Genomic DNA, 17145 nt, shown 5'->3' with positions numbered 1-17145 from the left:
TTATTCCACCTCTTTAAATACTATTTCTCCATACATTTCCTTTATTTCTTTTATTCTCTCCTTTTCATCCAATTCCACTATTTTAGAATGCATCTCATTATTTTCTTCCACTTTAAATATTTTAAAATGTTTATCTGCAAAATTAGCAACCTGAGGCATATGAGTTATAACAATTAATTGCTTTAATTCTGAAAATTCCTTTAATTTCTTTCCGATAACATCTGCGATTCTTTGACCCACACCTGAATCTATTTCATCAAATAGCATAGTTTCCACCAAATGCAGTTCTCCCAAAGTTTTTTCTATAGACAAAATAATTCTCGATAACTCCCCTCCAGAAGCTACTTTTTCCAGAGGTAAAAAAGATGATTGAGGTGTAGTTTTAGCTAAAATACGAACATTATACGTACCATACCTACCAGGTTCATCAAGTTTTTTAAAATCAAATTTTATTTCTGCATGTTCCATATTTAAAGACATCAATTCTTCTTTTATCTTCTTCTCAAAGACTTGTAATATTTTCTCACCCTTTTTCTTTATCTTCTCTCCTAATTCAAATAATTCTTTTGTTTTTTTATCTATTAACGGATTTATCTCATTCATTATTTTTTCTAAGTCATTCAATTCTGACAATTCCATCTTAAATTTATCTAATTTTTCAAAAACATCATTAAGTGAAGGACCGTATTTTCTCTTTAAGTTCATAATTTCATTTAAGCGATTAGATACTTCTTCCAATCTTTGCGGATCTAAATCAAGTTCATATAACTTTGATTCAAGACTACCATATAATTCATTTAGCATATCCTGGATGGAAGAAGCTATTTCCAATTCACCATTAAAACCATAATCTGAAATATGTGATAAATCTTCCACTATTTCTCCTATTAAAATATCCACATTTTCATCATTATCTTTTAAAATAGCCATAGATTTTTCCAATTTAGTCTTTATTTCTTCAACATGACTGAGCATTTGATATTCAGTTCTTAATTCTTCATCTTCGTTTTCTTTTGGATTAATTCTTTCAATTTCTTCAATTTGAAAATTCAAAATATCAATTTTTCTATAAATCTCTGATGGGTCAGAAGGAATATTGCTCAATTTTCCCTTTAATTCTATATATTCATTATAACTTTTTTCATATTTATCTATTAATTCTCTAAAATTCTCCTCAAATATCCTGTAAGCCATTTGATTATGATACTTTGGATTCCTCAATAGAACCTGAGAATCCTGAGTATGGACTTCCATTATATATGAACCTATTTTTTCCAAAAATGCCCGAGGAATAATTGTACCATTAGCTCTAAAAACTGCTCTTTTCTCATTAAAATTAACATTTAAGACAATCTCATTACTATCTATAATCTCACCTAATTTTTCTCTTATATCATCATTAATGGTAATATAAGCAGAAATAGAACCATCTTTATTTCTCAAATTTTTCGGAATATTACCACTCAACAATGAAATCAAAGCCTTAATAAGCATGGATTTTCCAGCACCAGATTCTCCTGTAATAACGTTTATACCTTCAGAAAAATCAATATTAACTTCCTTAAACAATCCAAAATTCTTGATAGCCAATGAATGAATCATATGGCACCTCCAATTTTTTCTCTTTATATATATTTTACCTCATTTAAGTTAAAAATAAAAACTTCAAGGAACATTTTTTTGTTTGACCACATGTTAGATTTATGTTATAATATCTTTAACAAACAAATAAAGGAGATAAAAATGAAACACTATAAATTTGATTTAGATAAAAAAAATGAATATTTAATTTCACCATCAAGAGAAGTAAAAGCCTCTATTAATAACATATACAAATTCAACAATTCTTTCGGTATCGAAAGAAATTGGAAACATTTAGATAAACATAATTCAATAAAAAAGATAAAAAGGCTTATTATTCCAGAACATGTCATTATGCTTACATCTTTTCTTACAGAAACTAACTCTCACCTTAAAAATTACCTTATTTATATAGATTTTGGAAAATATTTAAAAAACGGTAATACAATTGAATTCGAAGATTTAGAATTAGATATTATTATAAAAAGAGATAGCTCCTTTGAAGTCGATGACATGGATGAATTAATTGATGAATTTGAAAAAAACCATATCGATAAAAGAGATTTCTATAGAATATTATTAGAAAGCATAAAAATAATAAATAATTTCGAAGAAATTGGTCCTGTAAAATATCTAAAAAAAGAGTTAGGAAAAGATGTTATTGATTGGCTCATAAATTTAGGATAACTATATACTTTCATAAAAACATATAACGAGAAATCTTTCAAGGTGAGAGAATGATAAAATATTTGGTAATTGGGAAAAAAGAAGAATTTGAAGAAATAACAACAGAAATAGAGAAAAAAACAAAAGGAAATATATCTTTTGGGACTTTTTAAATCCAAGTCCTGAAGTTTTTTTAGAAAAAATAAAATATCATGATAGGGTTTTAATTGCTGATCCAAATTTAGAATATTATGTAAAAGAAGAATTAGAAAACGTTAAAAAACAGGGAATCGTTATTGAGATATTACCTGATCTTGTAGAAAAACATCTTAAAAGAATTCCTTTAAGTGTTTTTAAAAATTCGAATACTACTATTCTGAATTCTTTTTAAATAAAGATGAAAATCGTTTTTTTGATATATTTTTGGCTTTAATCTCGTTAATATTAACTGCTCCTTTATTTTTAATAATATCTATATTAAATTATATTATCATAGGAAAACCTATTATCTTTAAACAAATACGGGTTGGAAAAAATAAAAAGAAATTTTTGATGTATAAATTCAGAACTATTCATAATGATAACATTCATTCATTTGGAAAATTCTTAAGAAAAACAAGATTAGATGAAATTCCACAATTTATAAACGTATTAATTGGTAATATGAATTTTATAGGTCCAAGACCAGAAATGATTTCTTTTCATGAAATGTGTGAAGAAAATATTGATTACTATAATTATAGATTATATGTAAATCCTGGAATTACGGGTTGGGCACAGGTGAAGTTTAAATATACAACTTCATTAGAAGATTATAAAACAAAAACAGAATATGACCTTTATTATGTGAAAAATAAAAGTTTTTTACTTGATTTAAAAATATTATTATTAACTTTTTTAGCAATTTTTAAAGATAACGGTTCATTATGATATTTACAAAAAGTATTTTTTATGATATAATATATATGCTTTTGGCCCCATAGGATAACGGCTAGTCCATCGGATTCTCAGTCCGAGAGTCGGGGTTCGATTCCCGTGGGGCTGCCATTCAATATAAGTGGAAGCACTTATAAAAAGGGCTGCTCAAGTAAATCGAGCAGCCCTTTTTGTATATATTACATTATATAATGTATACTAAAAATTATTCTTTTATTTTTTCTTTTATACTCTCTTCAACAATATTACTTTTGAGAACTCCATTTATTATTTTCTGAAAAACATCTTTCGAAATTGGTTCAACTGGTATTATATTTAATCTAAATATATCTTCTGGTGTATAATTTATTATGCTCCAACATTGAAAAGCTGTTTCTTGTTTTAACCATTTATAAGAATTTTCTGGCATTATTACTAAACTTTCTTCTGGCTCCCCTAAAATTTCTCTTCTTTTTTTTGCTTTTTTGATTCTCGATGTAGCTACAACTGTTAATACATTATCTAAAATAGGATTATTTAATACGACATGATAATGTCTCTCTCCATTTGCAATATTATCATCTTTTATCCATAAGACTGATCCTTTTCTTATGTTTAATCTTTGGTATAATTCTTGGATCATTTTAAAAGAATTAAAATCTGTCATATCTTATGGAGCCCCATTTCTTCAGCATAATCTTTTGTTACTTCCAGAATTTCATCACTTAGTTCAAATGGATCTTTAGCAAAACCATATTTTTTTAACTTTTTTAATTCTTCTTCAGATGGATCTTCAAAAAAATCTATCAAATTCATTTTTCTAGATTTTATAATTTCTTGTTTGAATAGTTCTTCGTATTTATTCCATTCTGGATAGACATGAGAAATTTCAGCTAACTCAAATTCATTAAATTTTCCAAAAGTATTCCAGGAAAATTCTAAGGCTTCAATATCTGTTTTTGAAAATACTTTAATATTAATTTTATCTTTGTTTTTTAAAATAATATTATATACTTTTTCTCTTTTATTTTTTTCTATGTTCAAAATATTATGAAAATAAGCTATATTCTCTTCATCATCAAAAGGATAATCTTGGGTTTTTATTAAATCATAAACGTTTGATTGTACTGGACCAAATTTCATAGCAATATAATTATCCCAAAATATTGGACGTCCATATCTTCTAATATGGTATCTTTCCGCAAAGTATAATAATTTAATTGCTTTCATATAGTTTAATTTATTTTTATTCTTTTGAGCAAACCAAGCTATGGATTGAACGGCTTTTTTATAATCAAATCTCACCTTTTCACCCCTCAGTACACTTATCGGGTATTAATAACATTATCATTATACTACTTTTTTATAAAAATGAGAAGTATTTTTTCTTATAAATATGGAGTAAAAAATCACAAAAAGTTTTTTTCGAATATAAGAAAGCTCCACTTTTCAAGATTATTTGACAGTTGTCTTACTCCCTATTATCCTCCTTAAAAAGAAATTAAGGTTCTTTTTTTGATAAATCTATTAATAAATTTAATAGTAATTCTTTAAATTCCAACAATTTTGTTTTATCTAAATCAATTGTAATTCTTTTCTTTTCATATTTCTCTTCTTTTTTCTGCTTTGTTTTATTATTATTGACTTTTATATATATTTCTGTTTGATATTTATCATCAAATAAATTCCCTAAAAAAACATTGGTATCATCATTTATTGCCTTTTTACCATATGGCCCTTTATTTTGTATTCTATCCTCATAATGTGCAATAGAATTTCTAACTTCTCTTAAATTAGGAAATAAAATTTCCATTTTATCCAAAAAGATTTCAAAAAGTTTTTTCCATCTGATGTATTTTTTGATTTCGTCTTTTCTTTTCATTTTATCTTTTATTTCGTTTTTTATATTATCCAACATTTCATTTGCAATATTTTTTACTAAATTAAGTCTAAATATATATGCTTCAGCATAATAACTAAAAACATTAACTTTAGAAGATATTCTAATAATCCCTCTCTTTCTTCTTTTAGTGACCAATATTTTTCCAATGAATAAGCTGCATAATTATATTGATTGATTAAACTTAAAACGAGATTGTCTAATTTAAAATCAAAATCAAAAGCCAATAAATAAATATATACATCATCATTTATATACAATTCTTCCATAAAATCCCCCTTGAGGTAATTATAGCTCAAAAAACTAAAAAAAATTACAAGTCTGTCCATACAAGGGCTAAAAACGGCAGTGGTTATCACTGCCATTTTTGTTATTCTTTTATATTTTTCTCAAAAGTTTCTACAATTAATTTCCACAATTCAGCTGTTTTTGGAAAATAAAATCCTCCACCACCAAGCAACACAACAGGAAATCTATTCTTTTTAGCACACCTCGACAATACAACTGAGATTGATTCATAAAATCTTTCGCTTAAATCAATTGAAGACATTGGATCATATTTATAACCATCTACTCCCATTTGTATAATCAATATATCAGGCTTAAAAAATCTTATTTCGTTAGGTATTGTAGACAATACTTTAGTCATTATCTCTTGTTCTGTTTCATCTGGAGAAATTGGAATATTTAGATTTGTTTTTGTGTTTTCTCTTGTATATCCAGTTAAATATGGGTATTGTGTTGAAGGATCCTGGTGTATAGAAATAGTATAAACAGAATCATCATTTAAAAAGGCTCTTTGTGTTCCATCACCATGATGAACATCCCAATCTATAATCATGACCTTCTTATAACCTTTCTTCTGGGAATATTTTGCCCCTATTACTACATCATTAAAGATACAAAATCCTCTTGCTTGGTTTTCAAAAGCATGATGCCAGCCACCACATAAATTCACAGAAATTCTATTATTTTCATCTATTGACTCTACAACTGTTAATGTTGCTCCAACAGATAATCTTGCAGGATTATACATATCTTTTATTGGAGTCTCTGAACTACCACCTATATTATTTTTTATACTTTTTATATAGTCTTTTGTATGAAATAATAACAATTCTTCTTCTGTAGCGTATCTTGGATTTATTAAATTATAATCCGTATCTGATTTTAGAATTTCATCAACTCCTTTTTTACATCTGATACTTCTCAATGGATGCCCTTCACCAAAATCGTATTCAATAAGTTTTTCGCCCCAAACAATGTTTACCATTTTTCTCCCTCCTTCAACAAAATTATACCATTTTTTAAAGGAGTTATATAAAAACAAATAATTAATTACTATTTTTTATATTTTACTTGAATTTATGCAAATAATATGATACAATCTTATTGTTAGTATAACGAACTTTTTTTATTGATAAAAAGGGGGATTTTATGGAGTTTTTAACTGCTAACTTACCAGAAGACATTTCCCAAGAAATTATTTTAGGAAACTTCGGAAAAGCTATTAATATGATCAACAAAAAGTTACAATCAAAATTACCTGATTTACTAAAAGAAAGATTATTATATGAAAAAGAAAGAATGAATAGAATTTTGATTAACTACCCCTATTCCATTGATGATGCAAAAAAATTGCTAAAGAAATTATTAAAGGTTTTACCGATACTGAATTTGAATTATTATTAAATAATGGTGATATCGACTACATAATTATTAACGGAAAACAATATTTCGAAAAAAGATTTGCATACAATATCGGTTTTAAATATAAAAAATACAGAGAAAGAACAAAAAATGAAGAGAAGGTTATAAAAGGAAGAGAATTATTGCATAATAGATTAAAAGATATTATAAATAATAATAGAATAAAAAATATAAAATAAGAGCTAAAATAACTGTAATTCCTGATTATGATAATATTTTGGGAAAAATATTAAAGTTTGGCTTCCTGTTCCTTTTGAAAAGTTTCAGGTTATAAATGTCAAAATAATAGATACAAGTCATAAGACATATACTATTTCAGAAAAAGATGTCAGACAAAAAACTATATTCTTTGAAGATAAAACCAAAAATAGAAAAAATTTTTATGTTGAATTTGAATACGAAATATCTGAATGGATTAATAAAATTGACATTACTAAAGTTAAAAATGATTTTCCTCAGAAATTATCGGAATTTTTAGAAGAAAAAGCTCCTCATATACTTTTTACATATTATCTAAAACAACTAACTAAAGAAATTATCGGAAATGAAAAAAATCCATATTTAAAAGCTAAATTAATATATAATTGGATTACTTTAAATGTTAATTATTCATATGTAAATCCTTATAGTATATATGAAAATATACCTCAATTTGTGGCCACTAATTTAAAAGGTGATTGCGGATTTCAAGCTCTTCTGTTTATCACTATGTGTAGAATAGCTGGAATACCATCTCGCTGGCAATCAGGATGGTATATAAACAAATATTTTGCATCACCACATGATTGGGCATTATTCTATATTGAACCATATGGATGGATACCAGCAGATTTATCTTTTGGTGGTGCAAGAAGAGAAATACCTGAATTCAGAAGTTTTTATTTTGGAAATTTAGATGGGTTTAGAATGCCTGCAAATATTGATTTTATGATTCCATTCAAGAATAAAAAATATTACAGAAGCGATCCATATGATAACCAGGTAGGTGAATTAGAAACAGAAATTGAAAATATTTATTCCGATAAATTTGAATACAAAATCGAAATTGTAAATTTTGAGGAGGCGGAAATATGAGTAAAATAAAAAACATTTCTTTTAAAAAAAGAAAATATGAATACTATAAACCATTTCATATCACTGGAAGTATTTCAAACGAAACAAATAATATAGAAGTAATTATAGAACTTGAAAACGGATTAAAAGGTTATGGTGAAGCTTCTCCATCATTTAGAGTTAACGGAGAAAAAATAGATGCTTTAATTAATCTTGAGTCAAGCATTCGAGAAGCATTAATAGGAAAAGATGTTAGAAATTACAGGCAAATTTTTAGCATCATGGACAAATACTTTTCTTCTCCAAGTATCAAAGCTGCTGTTCAATATGCTGTTCTTGATGCTTTTTCTGAAGAAATAAATACACCTGTTTATCAAATCCTTGGCAGTGCTAAAACGCAAATTGAAATCGACAAAACTGTTGGAATAGATAGCATTGAAAATATGATTAATGATGCCATAGAGATTTTTAACTCTGGATTTAAAGTTATAAAAATCAAAGTTGGGGAAGATTTAAAAAAGATATCGAAGTTATCGAAGAAATTTACAAACATACAAAAGGTGCAAAATATATTGTTGATGCAAATATGGGGTATACTCCTAAGCAGGCAATAGAATTCGCAAAAGTTTTATATTCAAAAGGCGTTAATATAGATTTATTTGAACAACCTGTTGTTGCAACTGATTTTGAAGGATTAAAATTTGTAAGATTTAATTCACCTTTTCCGGTAGGAGCAGATGAAAGTGCAAAAACAAAATATGACGTATTACGATTAATCAAGTTAGAAGCTGTGGATTTTATAAACATAAAGTTAATGAAGTCTGGTATATCTGATGCTCTTGCCATTGTGGAAATGGTAAAAGCTGCGAATTTACAGTTAATGATAGGATGCATGGGAGAATCGAGCATAGGAATAAATCAAAGTGTTAATTTTGCTTTAGGAACAGGTGCTTTTGTTTTTCATGATCTCGATTCAGCAATAATGCTAAAAGAAGAAAAATTTAGGGGAAAATATAGTGTCGATCTTCCTTATTACAAATATCAGTGAAGGAGTTAACTCCTTCACTGATATTTTTGTATTGCAACCTCAATAGTTTTTTCTAAAGTTTTTACAATATTATCCAGAGACATGCTTGGCATGTTTTTCTTTTCTACAACCTGTTCTGGTAAATATGGAACATGTATAAAACCACCTAAAGTTTTCTTAAAATCCCTTTGAATATAATACAATAAACCATATAATAAATGATTACAAACAAAAGTGCCTGCAGAATTCGAAATTTCTCCAGGAATACCAACCTCTTTTATTCCTTTCACTATTTCTTTTATTGGTAAATTAGAAAAATATGCATTTTCTCCATCAAAAAATATTGGTTTATCTGTAGGCTTATTTCCCTCATTATCTGCAATTCTCGCATCATCGATATTTATTGCTACTCTCTCTACAGAAATATGCGATCTACCCCAGCCTGACCCACACAAATAACTATTTCCGGTTGAATTTCACACATCTTACTTCTTAACGTCTCTATTGATTTATAAAACACTGTTGGAATTTCTAATTTTACTATTTTTGCATCTAAAATTTTATCTGGCAATTGTTTTACCGCCTCATATGATGGATTTATTTTTTCTCCATCAAAAGGTTCAAACCCTGTAACCAAAACTTTCATAAACTCACCTCACAAAATTATATTGTTTGTCACATATATATACAATAATTATATCACTAAAAATAAAACATTTTTAAATAAAATTTGTACTATTTTTCACTATAAACTGTTATTAAATTCACATAAAAACGTAAACTAAATATTATATACTTAAATTGGATAAAAAATATCCACTTTTCATAGGAGGTGAAATTATGGCATTTATGAATTTCAAAATCACATCAGAAAGTGCTAATCCAACAAAAACAATAGTAAAGGCTAGGAACTTTGAAATGATAATAGATGAACCAGAAAGCTTAGGCGGAAAAGATGAAGGAGCTAATCCAGTTGAATTTTTATTAGGAGCATTTGCAGGATGTTTAAATGTTGTAGGACACTTAGTAGCAAAGGAAATGGGATTTAAACTTAGAAAAATGAACATTGATATTGATGGTGATTTAAATCCTGCAAAGTTTTTAGGAAAACCATCTGATGACAGAACAGGTTATGTACAAATTAATGTTTCTTTTAATTTAGAAACTGATGCAGATGAAGATACTTTAAAAGAGTGGTTACGTCTTGTAGAAGAAAGATGCCCTATTTCTGATAATTTGCGCAATCCAACCCCTATAAAATTCAATATTTCAAAATTCTAAAAAATGAAGGAGCGCATTGCTCCTTCATTTTACTCAAATATCAATGTATAAATTTTAAATGGTTCATATGTAAAATAATTTTCTAAAATTAATTCCTTATTATCAAGCAAAATGTCAGATAAATATACTTTATTATAATTCAACTTCGTGTTTATTTTGCATTTACCTCTTTTACCTTCAACTTCTACCAATCTTACTATTAATCTTTTTCCTTTTTTGAATACTGAAATCACTTTTAATGGGTTAAAATCAAAAATTTTCTCATTTATATTTATTTCTTTTTTTAATATCCTTAATGGTTTATTTATTTTCTCTGCTTCTTTCATAATTTCTCTAATATTATTTGAATGACTCATTATAGAATACATTAATGTATGTTTCCCTCATCTGCATATAAATCTGGATAAATTGGACCGTGAATTAAAGATAATCCAAATATGTTATTATCAATTGATGTACTGTATATACCATTATTTAATATCGCAATTCCAAAATCTGGTTCTGATATTTCACACCATCTATGCATATACACTTCAAACATTGCCTGTTCATATGATGTATTTTTATGAACCGGCCTCGTTATGTAGCCTCCTGATATATCAAATCTTGCATATCTTGATAAGATATCCATTGGAAATATTGCCTTTAATAATTTTTTTCTTAAATGCCAATCTATTTCTGTTTTAACATCAATCCTCTTTGATTTTTGCACCAGCATAACATATTGAATTATTTTTGTTGTTTCATATTCATACTCTAATTTGATTACTTTTCTTAAATCTCCATTTTCTACCGCTGATACCTTTTTTGCTTTTAAAATTTCTCCGAATTCTTTGTAATTATAATCAATATCCCAAGCACCCCAGGCTAAAGGAACATCATCATATAATACTAAAGTATTTCCCTTTCCTTTAAATAAATCTCTTTCATTTTTCTTATCATACACCTTTATTACATCTTCGAAACATTCCACTAAATAATTATCGTTTTCTAAAATATAATTATTTTTCAACGGTTTATTCAAAATTACAGGCTCTCCAACTTTTATTTTTCTATTAGAAAACATCGGTAATACATTATTTATTTCGTAAAAATATTTTCCATCATATGTTTTTTGTGCTTTTAATTCAAATTTTTCTTCTGATTCAAAATATTTATCGCTTTCATAATTTCCATAATTCAATAGTATCGTATTCTCAGAATTTTTCAATTTTTCATTGACTAAGTTTTTACATTTTTCAATTTCTTCTTTTAAAGTCTTTTCAGCTTCTTCATACACTTCTTTTATAGAAGAACCTGGAATAATATCATGAAATTCTCTTGTTAGAAGTTTTTTCCAGCTTTCAGAAAGATCGAATTTGATATTATTAAGAGATAAAATGTATTCCGTAAAAAATAATTCATCTTCTAAAAGCTTATGATATTTCTTCATATTTAATTGTGTAAAATGTGTTGCTCTATGAAATTCAAAATACAATTCATTATCCCATACAGGTAATTTTTTACCTTTAATTTCATCATTTAATATTTCAAAAAATTTTCTAGCAGTTACCGGAATTAATTTTGGTGTATATGGTAATTTATTTGTAACTTCAAAATCTATCATATGTGCTTCTGAAGGGCCTCCACCACCATCTCCATATCCATATGTTAATAACGTACCGTCAAAAATATCCCTATTCCTGAAGTTTTTAAACGTTTTCAAAGTACATTCCACATCTAAATACCCATTATATCCTTCCTTTGGATTATTGAAACTATGATATAATATTTCACTTCCATCTATACCACGCCAATAACAAATATCATAAGGAAAAGGATTTTTTTCATTCCATGTAAGCTTTGTTGTAAAAAAATAATCTATTTTTGCCTGTTTTGCAATTTGAGGTAATACCCACGAAAAACCAAATACATCTGGAAGCCAACAAACATTAGAATATTCACCAAATTTCTCTTTAAAATATTTTTGAGCATAATAAAATTGTTTGATTAATGACTCCAATGATGGAATTTTTGTATCAGCTTCTACCCACATTCCACCATTTGGATCCCATTTTCCTTCTTTAAAAAGCTTTTTTATTTTTTCAAATAGCTCTGTTCCTTCAATATCTTCATACATTTGAGCAGTAGACTGTGTAAAAGTAAAATGCTTATACTTATCAGCTAAACGAATGGCATTTGAAAATGTCCTCAAAACTTTTCTTTTAGTTTCTTCAATAGGCCATAGCCATGCATAATCAATATGAGCATGTCCCGTTACATACACCTTCCCTACTTTGGGATATTTATTTCTTAAAATATTTAAATTCTCTTCTATAACTTCAAGTGCTTTAGAAACATTTATATTTCCTCCAGAAAATCCTTTAAATTCTGGTCTTGACCAGATATTAGAAACTTCTTTAAAAGTCTCTGGCATTCTTTCTACAGATGATAAATAATTATTTGTTTCTTTTGGAATATCGAGTTGTTTATACATCTCATTTATCAGATTTGACAACTCATTTATTAATGAATTATCTTCTACATTTTCCATTAATTGAGATATGCCTGCTATATATCTTATTAACTTTTTAACCTTAAAATCTATTTTTATTAAATTTGCTTTTTCAAATATTGCCTTACCTGGTCTACCAAACAAATTATATGGCACAGTTTCTGCTTCAATTATATACTTCCCAGCAGGTAATTCTATTTCTTTATGATGCTCGTTTATTTCTCCATATATTTTCCCATCTATTCTTATTAATGTTTCTCCACCAAACCAAAACTCACCATAATACCCATAGGGCACATTAATTTCTTTTATAAATTTAACAGGAAAAATACTATATTCCCATTTATATCCAGTATTCACATCCTCAATTTTTTCTCCCTGAATAAATTTCCAGTTTTCATTAACAGGTATAATATCTACAACTTGATATGGAAATATTTCTTCTATAATATTATTTATTCTTTTCAATTCCTTATCCAGCTTATGATACATATTAGCCCCCCTGAACTCAAGTGCTGTTAACGCACCTTTCTGAGTGCAAACCAATCCCCAATCTCATTTGCAAACTCTGCTATTTTAAAATAATCCTTTTCCCCTCCGAAATCTTATACAAAAATGCCCCACAAATGCATCACCTGCTCCTGTAGAATCTACAACTTCTACATCTATACTATCTATTTGCTTTACATTATTTCCATCACTTAAAATCGATCCTTTTTTACCCAAAGTTACTGCCACTACTTTTGCTCCTATTTCGTGTATATAATTAATGGATTCTTCTAAATCTCTATTTCCTGAAAACAAAAATAATTCTTCCTCACTAAATTTTGCAAAATCTGTATGTTCAATTATTTTTTTACTCAAACTAATTAATTTTTTCGGATCTTTCCATAAGTCACTTCTATAATTTACATCAAAAGATATAAACTTATTATTCTCCTTTGCAAATTCAAAAATTTCAAAATAAGTTTTTTCCAGTTTTCCACCTAAAAATGCAGTTGCTGAACCAAAATGAAATATCTCAAAATTCCTTAAAGCATTTTTATCTGGTATTTTTAAATTAACATCTGCTCCTCTAAAAAATACAAAATCTCTTTCTCCATCATCCATTAAAGAAACAAAAGCTAATGTTGTATTAAATTTATTATCAAGGGTTATTAATGATGTGCCCACATTATATTTTTTAATTCTTCTACCAAAAATTTTCCAAACGGATCATTCCCAACATTACCAAGAAATGCACTTTTTCCTCCTAAAACAGAAATTACAGCTGCAACATTAGCTGGTGCTCCCCAGCTTTTTTTTCAAAAGTATTTCCTTCGGAAATATTCTTATTTCTATCCAGGCATATAAAATCAATAAGTAATTCTCCTACCGTTAAAACCTTTTTCATTATCTCGCCTCTTCCAACACCTTAAAAAAATTCTTTATATAATCTCATAAAATTTTCTCCTAAAATCATTTTAATTTCTTTTTCATTATATCCATGTTCAATCAATTTTTCAATAAATAAATTCATTTCATGATGTCCAGATAATGAATCTTTCGGACTTTCTCTAAACATGTCACAAAAATCAAAACCTACTCCTACATGTTCTACTCCCACCAAATTAGATATATAGTCTACATGTTTAATCAAACCTTCTGCATTATTTTCATCTGGATTATCAGAAACAAATGAACCATTTGCATTTATACCTATAACTCCACCTGTTTTTGCAATAGCTTTTATTTGTTCATCAGTTAAATTTCTCGGAGAACTGAATATTTTTCTCACATTTGAATGTGAGGCTATTATAGGTTTTGTAGAAAATTTTATAACATCCCAAAAGCCTTCATCATTTAAATGACTAATATCAATTATCATTCCCAATCTTTCTGCTTCTTTTAAAACCTTTACTCCAAAGTCTGTTAAACCACCTTTAGTCCCTTCTATTCTTGGTTTAAAAAAACAACCATCTGCTACATAATTTCTTCTACTCCATACTAATCCTGCAAGCCTTACACCTAATTCATAAAAAATACGTAATAAATATAAATCATTTCCAATGGGTTCTAAACCTTCAAAAGATAGAATTATTCCTAACTTATTATTTTCAATTACATAATTTATATCTTCCAAAGTTTTGCATAACATTATCTTTCCTTCAGACTCTTCTATCTCATATTGCAAAGAGCTAATCTGGTCTAATGCATTTCTCAACGCCATTTCTGGAATATATATATCTTCTATAAACAAAGATGATACAATAATATTTACCCCACCCTTTTTAAATTGAGGATAATGATCTTCTAAAATTACTTTCTTCCTACCTTTTTTTCTTTCATGATAAACATAATCTAATAGGTCAAAATGTCCGTCAATAACTATACTTTCTTTTAATAAATCCATCCCTTCCACCACCTTAAATTAATTAAAAATTTCAAAATTTTTGCTTAATATTATTTTATCATATTTAATAAAAATCATATTCATGAAAAATGTTTTATGATATAATCTTATACAGAAAAATATAAAAGGTGGAATACCTTTATTATTTTATGGCTTAAAACATAAAAAAGATTAAAATCTCTTAAAAAGAAAATGAGATTATAAAATTTAATAATTTGTATTATATAATTTTTTCGAATACATTCCAGAAAGGGGGAAAAGTGTGGAGTTTTATGATTCAAAAGAAAAAAGAGATTTAGCAAACTTTTTTATCATTTTCTCAATGGTTTTATATTCAAATATTGCGTTATATATGCATCTACCTTATGGAAACAGCATTTTAAACTTTGTTATAATATATATGCTATTTGTAGTTTTAGGATCTATTATCAAAGATAATAATTTATATTTTCTCAGAATTGATATTAATAAAGTTATAGAAGACTTCAAAGATACCAAGTTGCTATTATTAATCTTAACTTTAACCTCAATCCACGTTTATCATAACATTCGATACAATATACATATTTTCTATAATAAAACTTCAATCATGTTTATAATAGCTTTAATTTATTATTTATGTATAAAATTACAGGATGTTTTGGAACAGTTGTTCCCGGATAGTTTTATAGCTCCTTTTTTAATAGGTTCATTCGGTTCATTATTTGTAAATGGATTGCAACTTAGTAATTCTGAATTTTATTTAACTCTAAATAGTTATTTGCTTATAGGATATATATATTCCTTTATATTTTTTCTTCTAATGTACTATATTGTAAAAAAATCTGATCATATTTATTGGGCACTCATTATTTATCTTTTATAATAAATAAAATGGAGGAATAATATGGGGAAAACAAAATTTGTTTTAAATATTCTTATTGTAGCAGTAATATTTTATCTCATCTGGATAAATACAGAATACAAACTAAAAATAAATAAAATTAATATATTCGGCAAGATGTATAATTATATAAAAAATAATTATTATAAAGATCTAACAGATGAAGAAATTGATGATATGATATACAATGCAATAACCGGTCTTCATACAAAATATAGTGATTTTATAAATTCAAATGAAAATTATGTAGAGCTTTCATCAGAGCATATATACAAATTGGGATTCACAGGAAAATACAATTTCAAAAAACAAGCAATAGAGATAAAAGAAGTATTTTTCGGTTCAAAAGTATATAAAGAAGGGCTACGTTCAGGAGATTATATAATAGCAATTAATGGTAAAGATGTTAGAAGAGATGATTTACCAGAATTTGAAAATACAGAGAATTTCACAATAACTGTTTTAAATAAAAATAGAGAAACCTTTGAAATTTCTTTTTCAAAAAGGCCTGGTTTTTATAAAATGATAGATACAAAAGTTATCAAAGAAAACGACAAAAAATTATGATAATAAAAATTAATTATTTTGGCGATGGTCTATTCGAAAAATTTAATAATTACATCAATCTTGTAATCAAAAGAAAAATAGATAATCTAATTATCGATTTAAGAAATAATCACGGTGGTTCTCTAGAAGAAGCTCAAAAAATACTTTCACTTTTCTCCAAACAAAATGTATTTTACAACATACAATTTAAAGAGTCAAAGTATATGCTCAGCAGGATAGATACAATAAAATACAGGAAAGAATTAAAAAATAAAAAATAGTTGTAATAGTAAATAGATTCAGTGCTTCCGCTTCTGAATTAGTTTCGTTATATTTTAAAGATAATAACATTGCAACAGTTATAGGAGAAAGAACATATGGGAAATCCGAAATTCTAGGAACATTTTTTCTTGATGAATATAGAAAAATAATAATACCTGTAGGACAATATATATCCTTAAAAGGTGAAAATATTTCAGGAAAAGGTATTGAACCAAATATAAAAATAAATGATCCAGATTATGGAATAATATATGAAAATATCAGAGATCCTGAAAAGGATATCTTGCTAAAAAAAGCTATTGATATTTTAATAAAATGATTATATGAATTTTATTATGTTTTAATGGTTCTATGTAAAATCCTGAATTTCACCTTTTATTCTTTTTATCGTACTTTCTTCATTTGAAAGTACGAT

At 26.8% G+C, this 17145-nt stretch carries 16 protein-coding genes, 1 tRNA gene and 5 pseudogenes; 10 read left to right on the top strand and 12 right to left on the bottom strand.

What is annotated here, in order from left to right; genetic code table 11:
• Positions 1–1602 (bottom strand): DNA repair protein RecN, encoded by a 1602-nt coding sequence (locus DJ007_RS09150; RefSeq protein ID WP_129409314.1) that lies wholly within the window; start codon positions 1600–1602, stop codon positions 1–3.
• Between the two features lie 141 nt (positions 1603–1743).
• On the opposite strand from DJ007_RS09150, the gene DJ007_RS09145 reads away from it, so the two are divergent.
• From DJ007_RS09145 to DJ007_RS09135, 3 genes and pseudogenes are all read left to right on the top strand, one after another.
• On the top strand, positions 1744–2268 hold the full coding sequence (locus tag DJ007_RS09145) for a DUF402 domain-containing protein (protein WP_165974097.1): 525 nt from the start codon (positions 1744–1746) through the stop codon (positions 2266–2268).
• Between the two features lie 393 nt (positions 2269–2661).
• Positions 2662–3177: pseudogene (locus tag DJ007_RS09140) on the top strand (sugar transferase); the annotation flags it as partial.
• 43 nt (positions 3178–3220) lie between these two features.
• Positions 3221–3294 (top strand) — tRNA-Glu (locus DJ007_RS09135).
• A gap of 94 nt (positions 3295–3388) precedes the next feature.
• Here DJ007_RS09135 and DJ007_RS09130 read toward each other — a convergent pair.
• From DJ007_RS09130 to DJ007_RS09110, 5 genes are all read right to left on the bottom strand, one after another.
• Positions 3389–3829 (bottom strand): hypothetical protein, encoded by a 441-nt coding sequence (locus DJ007_RS09130; RefSeq protein WP_129409311.1) that lies wholly within the window; start codon positions 3827–3829, stop codon positions 3389–3391.
• On the bottom strand, positions 3826–4467 hold the full coding sequence (locus tag DJ007_RS09125) for a Panacea domain-containing protein (protein WP_129409310.1): 642 nt from the start codon (positions 4465–4467) through the stop codon (positions 3826–3828). Before DJ007_RS09125 ends, DJ007_RS09130 begins: the two co-directional genes overlap by 4 nt.
• A gap of 196 nt (positions 4468–4663) precedes the next feature.
• The gene (locus tag DJ007_RS09120) at positions 4664–5080 is read right to left on the bottom strand and encodes a hypothetical protein (RefSeq protein WP_129409309.1); all 417 of its coding nucleotides are present in this window, start codon (positions 5078–5080) and stop codon (positions 4664–4666) included.
• A 20-nt stretch (positions 5081–5100) separates the two neighbouring features.
• Complete coding sequence (locus DJ007_RS09115) at positions 5101–5331, bottom strand: hypothetical protein (RefSeq protein WP_129409308.1); 231 nt, start codon at positions 5329–5331, stop codon at positions 5101–5103.
• 101 nt (positions 5332–5432) lie between these two features.
• A complete protein-coding gene (locus DJ007_RS09110) occupies positions 5433–6335 on the bottom strand; it encodes a histone deacetylase family protein (protein ID WP_129409307.1) in 903 nt (300 codons plus the stop codon).
• Positions 6336–6499: 164 nt separating this feature from the next.
• Between DJ007_RS09110 and DJ007_RS20825 the strand changes: the two are divergent.
• A pseudogene (locus DJ007_RS20825) lies at positions 6500–7846 on the top strand (transglutaminase-like domain-containing protein).
• Positions 7843–8873, top strand: a pseudogene (locus DJ007_RS20275) (L-Ala-D/L-Glu epimerase). The pseudogenes DJ007_RS20825 and DJ007_RS20275 overlap by 4 nt, the downstream one beginning before the upstream one ends.
• A gap of 14 nt (positions 8874–8887) precedes the next feature.
• On the opposite strand, the pseudogene pcp reads toward DJ007_RS20275, so the two are convergent.
• A pseudogene (gene pcp / locus DJ007_RS09095) lies at positions 8888–9498 on the bottom strand (pyroglutamyl-peptidase I).
• Positions 9499–9692: 194 nt separating this feature from the next.
• On the opposite strand from pcp, the gene DJ007_RS09090 reads away from it, so the two are divergent.
• Positions 9693–10133: an OsmC family protein gene (locus DJ007_RS09090; protein WP_129409306.1), complete on the top strand. Its 441-nt coding sequence runs from the start codon at positions 9693–9695 to the stop codon at positions 10131–10133.
• Between the two features lie 29 nt (positions 10134–10162).
• Here the strand turns inward: DJ007_RS09090 and DJ007_RS09085 are convergent, their stop codons facing one another.
• The 5 genes and pseudogenes from DJ007_RS09085 to DJ007_RS09065 form a co-directional block, all read right to left on the bottom strand.
• Positions 10163–10501 (bottom strand): glycosyl hydrolase-related protein, encoded by a 339-nt coding sequence (locus DJ007_RS09085; protein ID WP_129409305.1) that lies wholly within the window; start codon positions 10499–10501, stop codon positions 10163–10165.
• Positions 10501–13119 (bottom strand): alpha-mannosidase, encoded by a 2619-nt coding sequence (locus DJ007_RS15995; protein ID WP_206076274.1) that lies wholly within the window; start codon positions 13117–13119, stop codon positions 10501–10503. The genes DJ007_RS09085 and DJ007_RS15995 overlap by 1 nt, the downstream gene beginning before the upstream one ends.
• 84 nt (positions 13120–13203) lie before the next feature.
• Positions 13204–13892, bottom strand: a pseudogene (locus DJ007_RS09070) (carbohydrate kinase family protein).
• On the bottom strand, positions 13892–14020 hold the full coding sequence (locus DJ007_RS19210) for a hypothetical protein (protein ID WP_276318729.1): 129 nt from the start codon (positions 14018–14020) through the stop codon (positions 13892–13894). The pseudogene DJ007_RS09070 and the gene DJ007_RS19210 overlap by 1 nt, the downstream one beginning before the upstream one ends.
• 21 nt (positions 14021–14041) lie before the next feature.
• Entirely contained in the window at positions 14042–15019 is a 978-nt protein-coding gene (locus tag DJ007_RS09065; protein ID WP_129409304.1) for a dipeptidase, read from the bottom strand.
• 262 nt (positions 15020–15281) lie between these two features.
• Here DJ007_RS09065 and DJ007_RS09060 point away from each other — a divergent pair, with 262 nt between their 5' ends.
• Genes DJ007_RS09060 through DJ007_RS20270 form a run of 4 tightly spaced genes read left to right on the top strand, consistent with a single transcriptional unit; the run spans position 15282 to position 17049 of the window.
• Entirely contained in the window at positions 15282–15884 is a 603-nt protein-coding gene (locus DJ007_RS09060) for a hypothetical protein (RefSeq protein ID WP_129409303.1), read from the top strand.
• A 21-nt stretch (positions 15885–15905) separates the two neighbouring features.
• Complete coding sequence (locus DJ007_RS09055) at positions 15906–16469, top strand: PDZ domain-containing protein (RefSeq protein WP_129409302.1); 564 nt, start codon at positions 15906–15908, stop codon at positions 16467–16469.
• Positions 16466–16729 carry a S41 family peptidase gene (locus DJ007_RS09050; protein ID WP_129409301.1) on the top strand — a complete coding sequence of 88 codons (264 nt, stop codon included), beginning with the start codon at positions 16466–16468 and terminating at the stop codon, positions 16727–16729. The genes DJ007_RS09055 and DJ007_RS09050 overlap by 4 nt, the downstream gene beginning before the upstream one ends.
• Positions 16726–17049, top strand: coding sequence for a S41 family peptidase (locus tag DJ007_RS20270; RefSeq protein WP_129409529.1), 324 nt, complete (start codon positions 16726–16728; stop codon positions 17047–17049). The genes DJ007_RS09050 and DJ007_RS20270 overlap by 4 nt, the downstream gene beginning before the upstream one ends.
• Positions 17050–17145 lie beyond the last annotated feature (96 nt).

This window comes from Marinitoga lauensis, from assembly GCF_004135675.1.
GTDB lineage: Bacteria > Thermotogota > Thermotogae > Petrotogales > Petrotogaceae > Marinitoga > Marinitoga lauensis.
This window is presented reverse-complemented; position numbering and strand designations above follow the sequence as displayed.

Coding starts and splice junctions, on each gene's coding strand:
- DJ007_RS09120 (WP_129409309.1), bottom strand. CDS start 5,080: ATGTTGGATAATATAAAAAACGAAATAAAAGATAAAATGAAAAGAAAA.
- DJ007_RS09130 (WP_129409311.1), bottom strand. CDS start 3,829: ATGACAGATTTTAATTCTTTTAAAATGATCCAAGAATTATACCAAAGA.
- DJ007_RS09150 (WP_129409314.1), bottom strand. CDS start 1,602: ATGATTCATTCATTGGCTATCAAGAATTTTGGATTGTTTAAGGAAGTT.
- DJ007_RS09050 (WP_129409301.1), top strand. CDS start 16,466: ATGATAATAAAAATTAATTATTTTGGCGATGGTCTATTCGAAAAATTT.
- DJ007_RS09110 (WP_129409307.1), bottom strand. CDS start 6,335: ATGGTAAACATTGTTTGGGGCGAAAAACTTATTGAATACGATTTTGGT.
- DJ007_RS09115 (WP_129409308.1), bottom strand. CDS start 5,331: ATGGAAGAATTGTATATAAATGATGATGTATATATTTATTTATTGGCT.
- DJ007_RS09085 (WP_129409305.1), bottom strand. CDS start 10,501: ATGTATTCTATAATGAGTCATTCAAATAATATTAGAGAAATTATGAAA.
- DJ007_RS09145 (WP_165974097.1), top strand. CDS start 1,744: ATGAAACACTATAAATTTGATTTAGATAAAAAAAATGAATATTTAATT.
- DJ007_RS19210 (WP_276318729.1), bottom strand. CDS start 14,020: ATGAAAAAGGTTTTAACGGTAGGAGAATTACTTATTGATTTTATATGC.
- DJ007_RS09055 (WP_129409302.1), top strand. CDS start 15,906: ATGGGGAAAACAAAATTTGTTTTAAATATTCTTATTGTAGCAGTAATA.
- DJ007_RS09065 (WP_129409304.1), bottom strand. CDS start 15,019: ATGGATTTATTAAAAGAAAGTATAGTTATTGACGGACATTTTGACCTA.
- DJ007_RS15995 (WP_206076274.1), bottom strand. CDS start 13,119: ATGTATCATAAGCTGGATAAGGAATTGAAAAGAATAAATAATATTATA.
- DJ007_RS09090 (WP_129409306.1), top strand. CDS start 9,693: ATGGCATTTATGAATTTCAAAATCACATCAGAAAGTGCTAATCCAACA.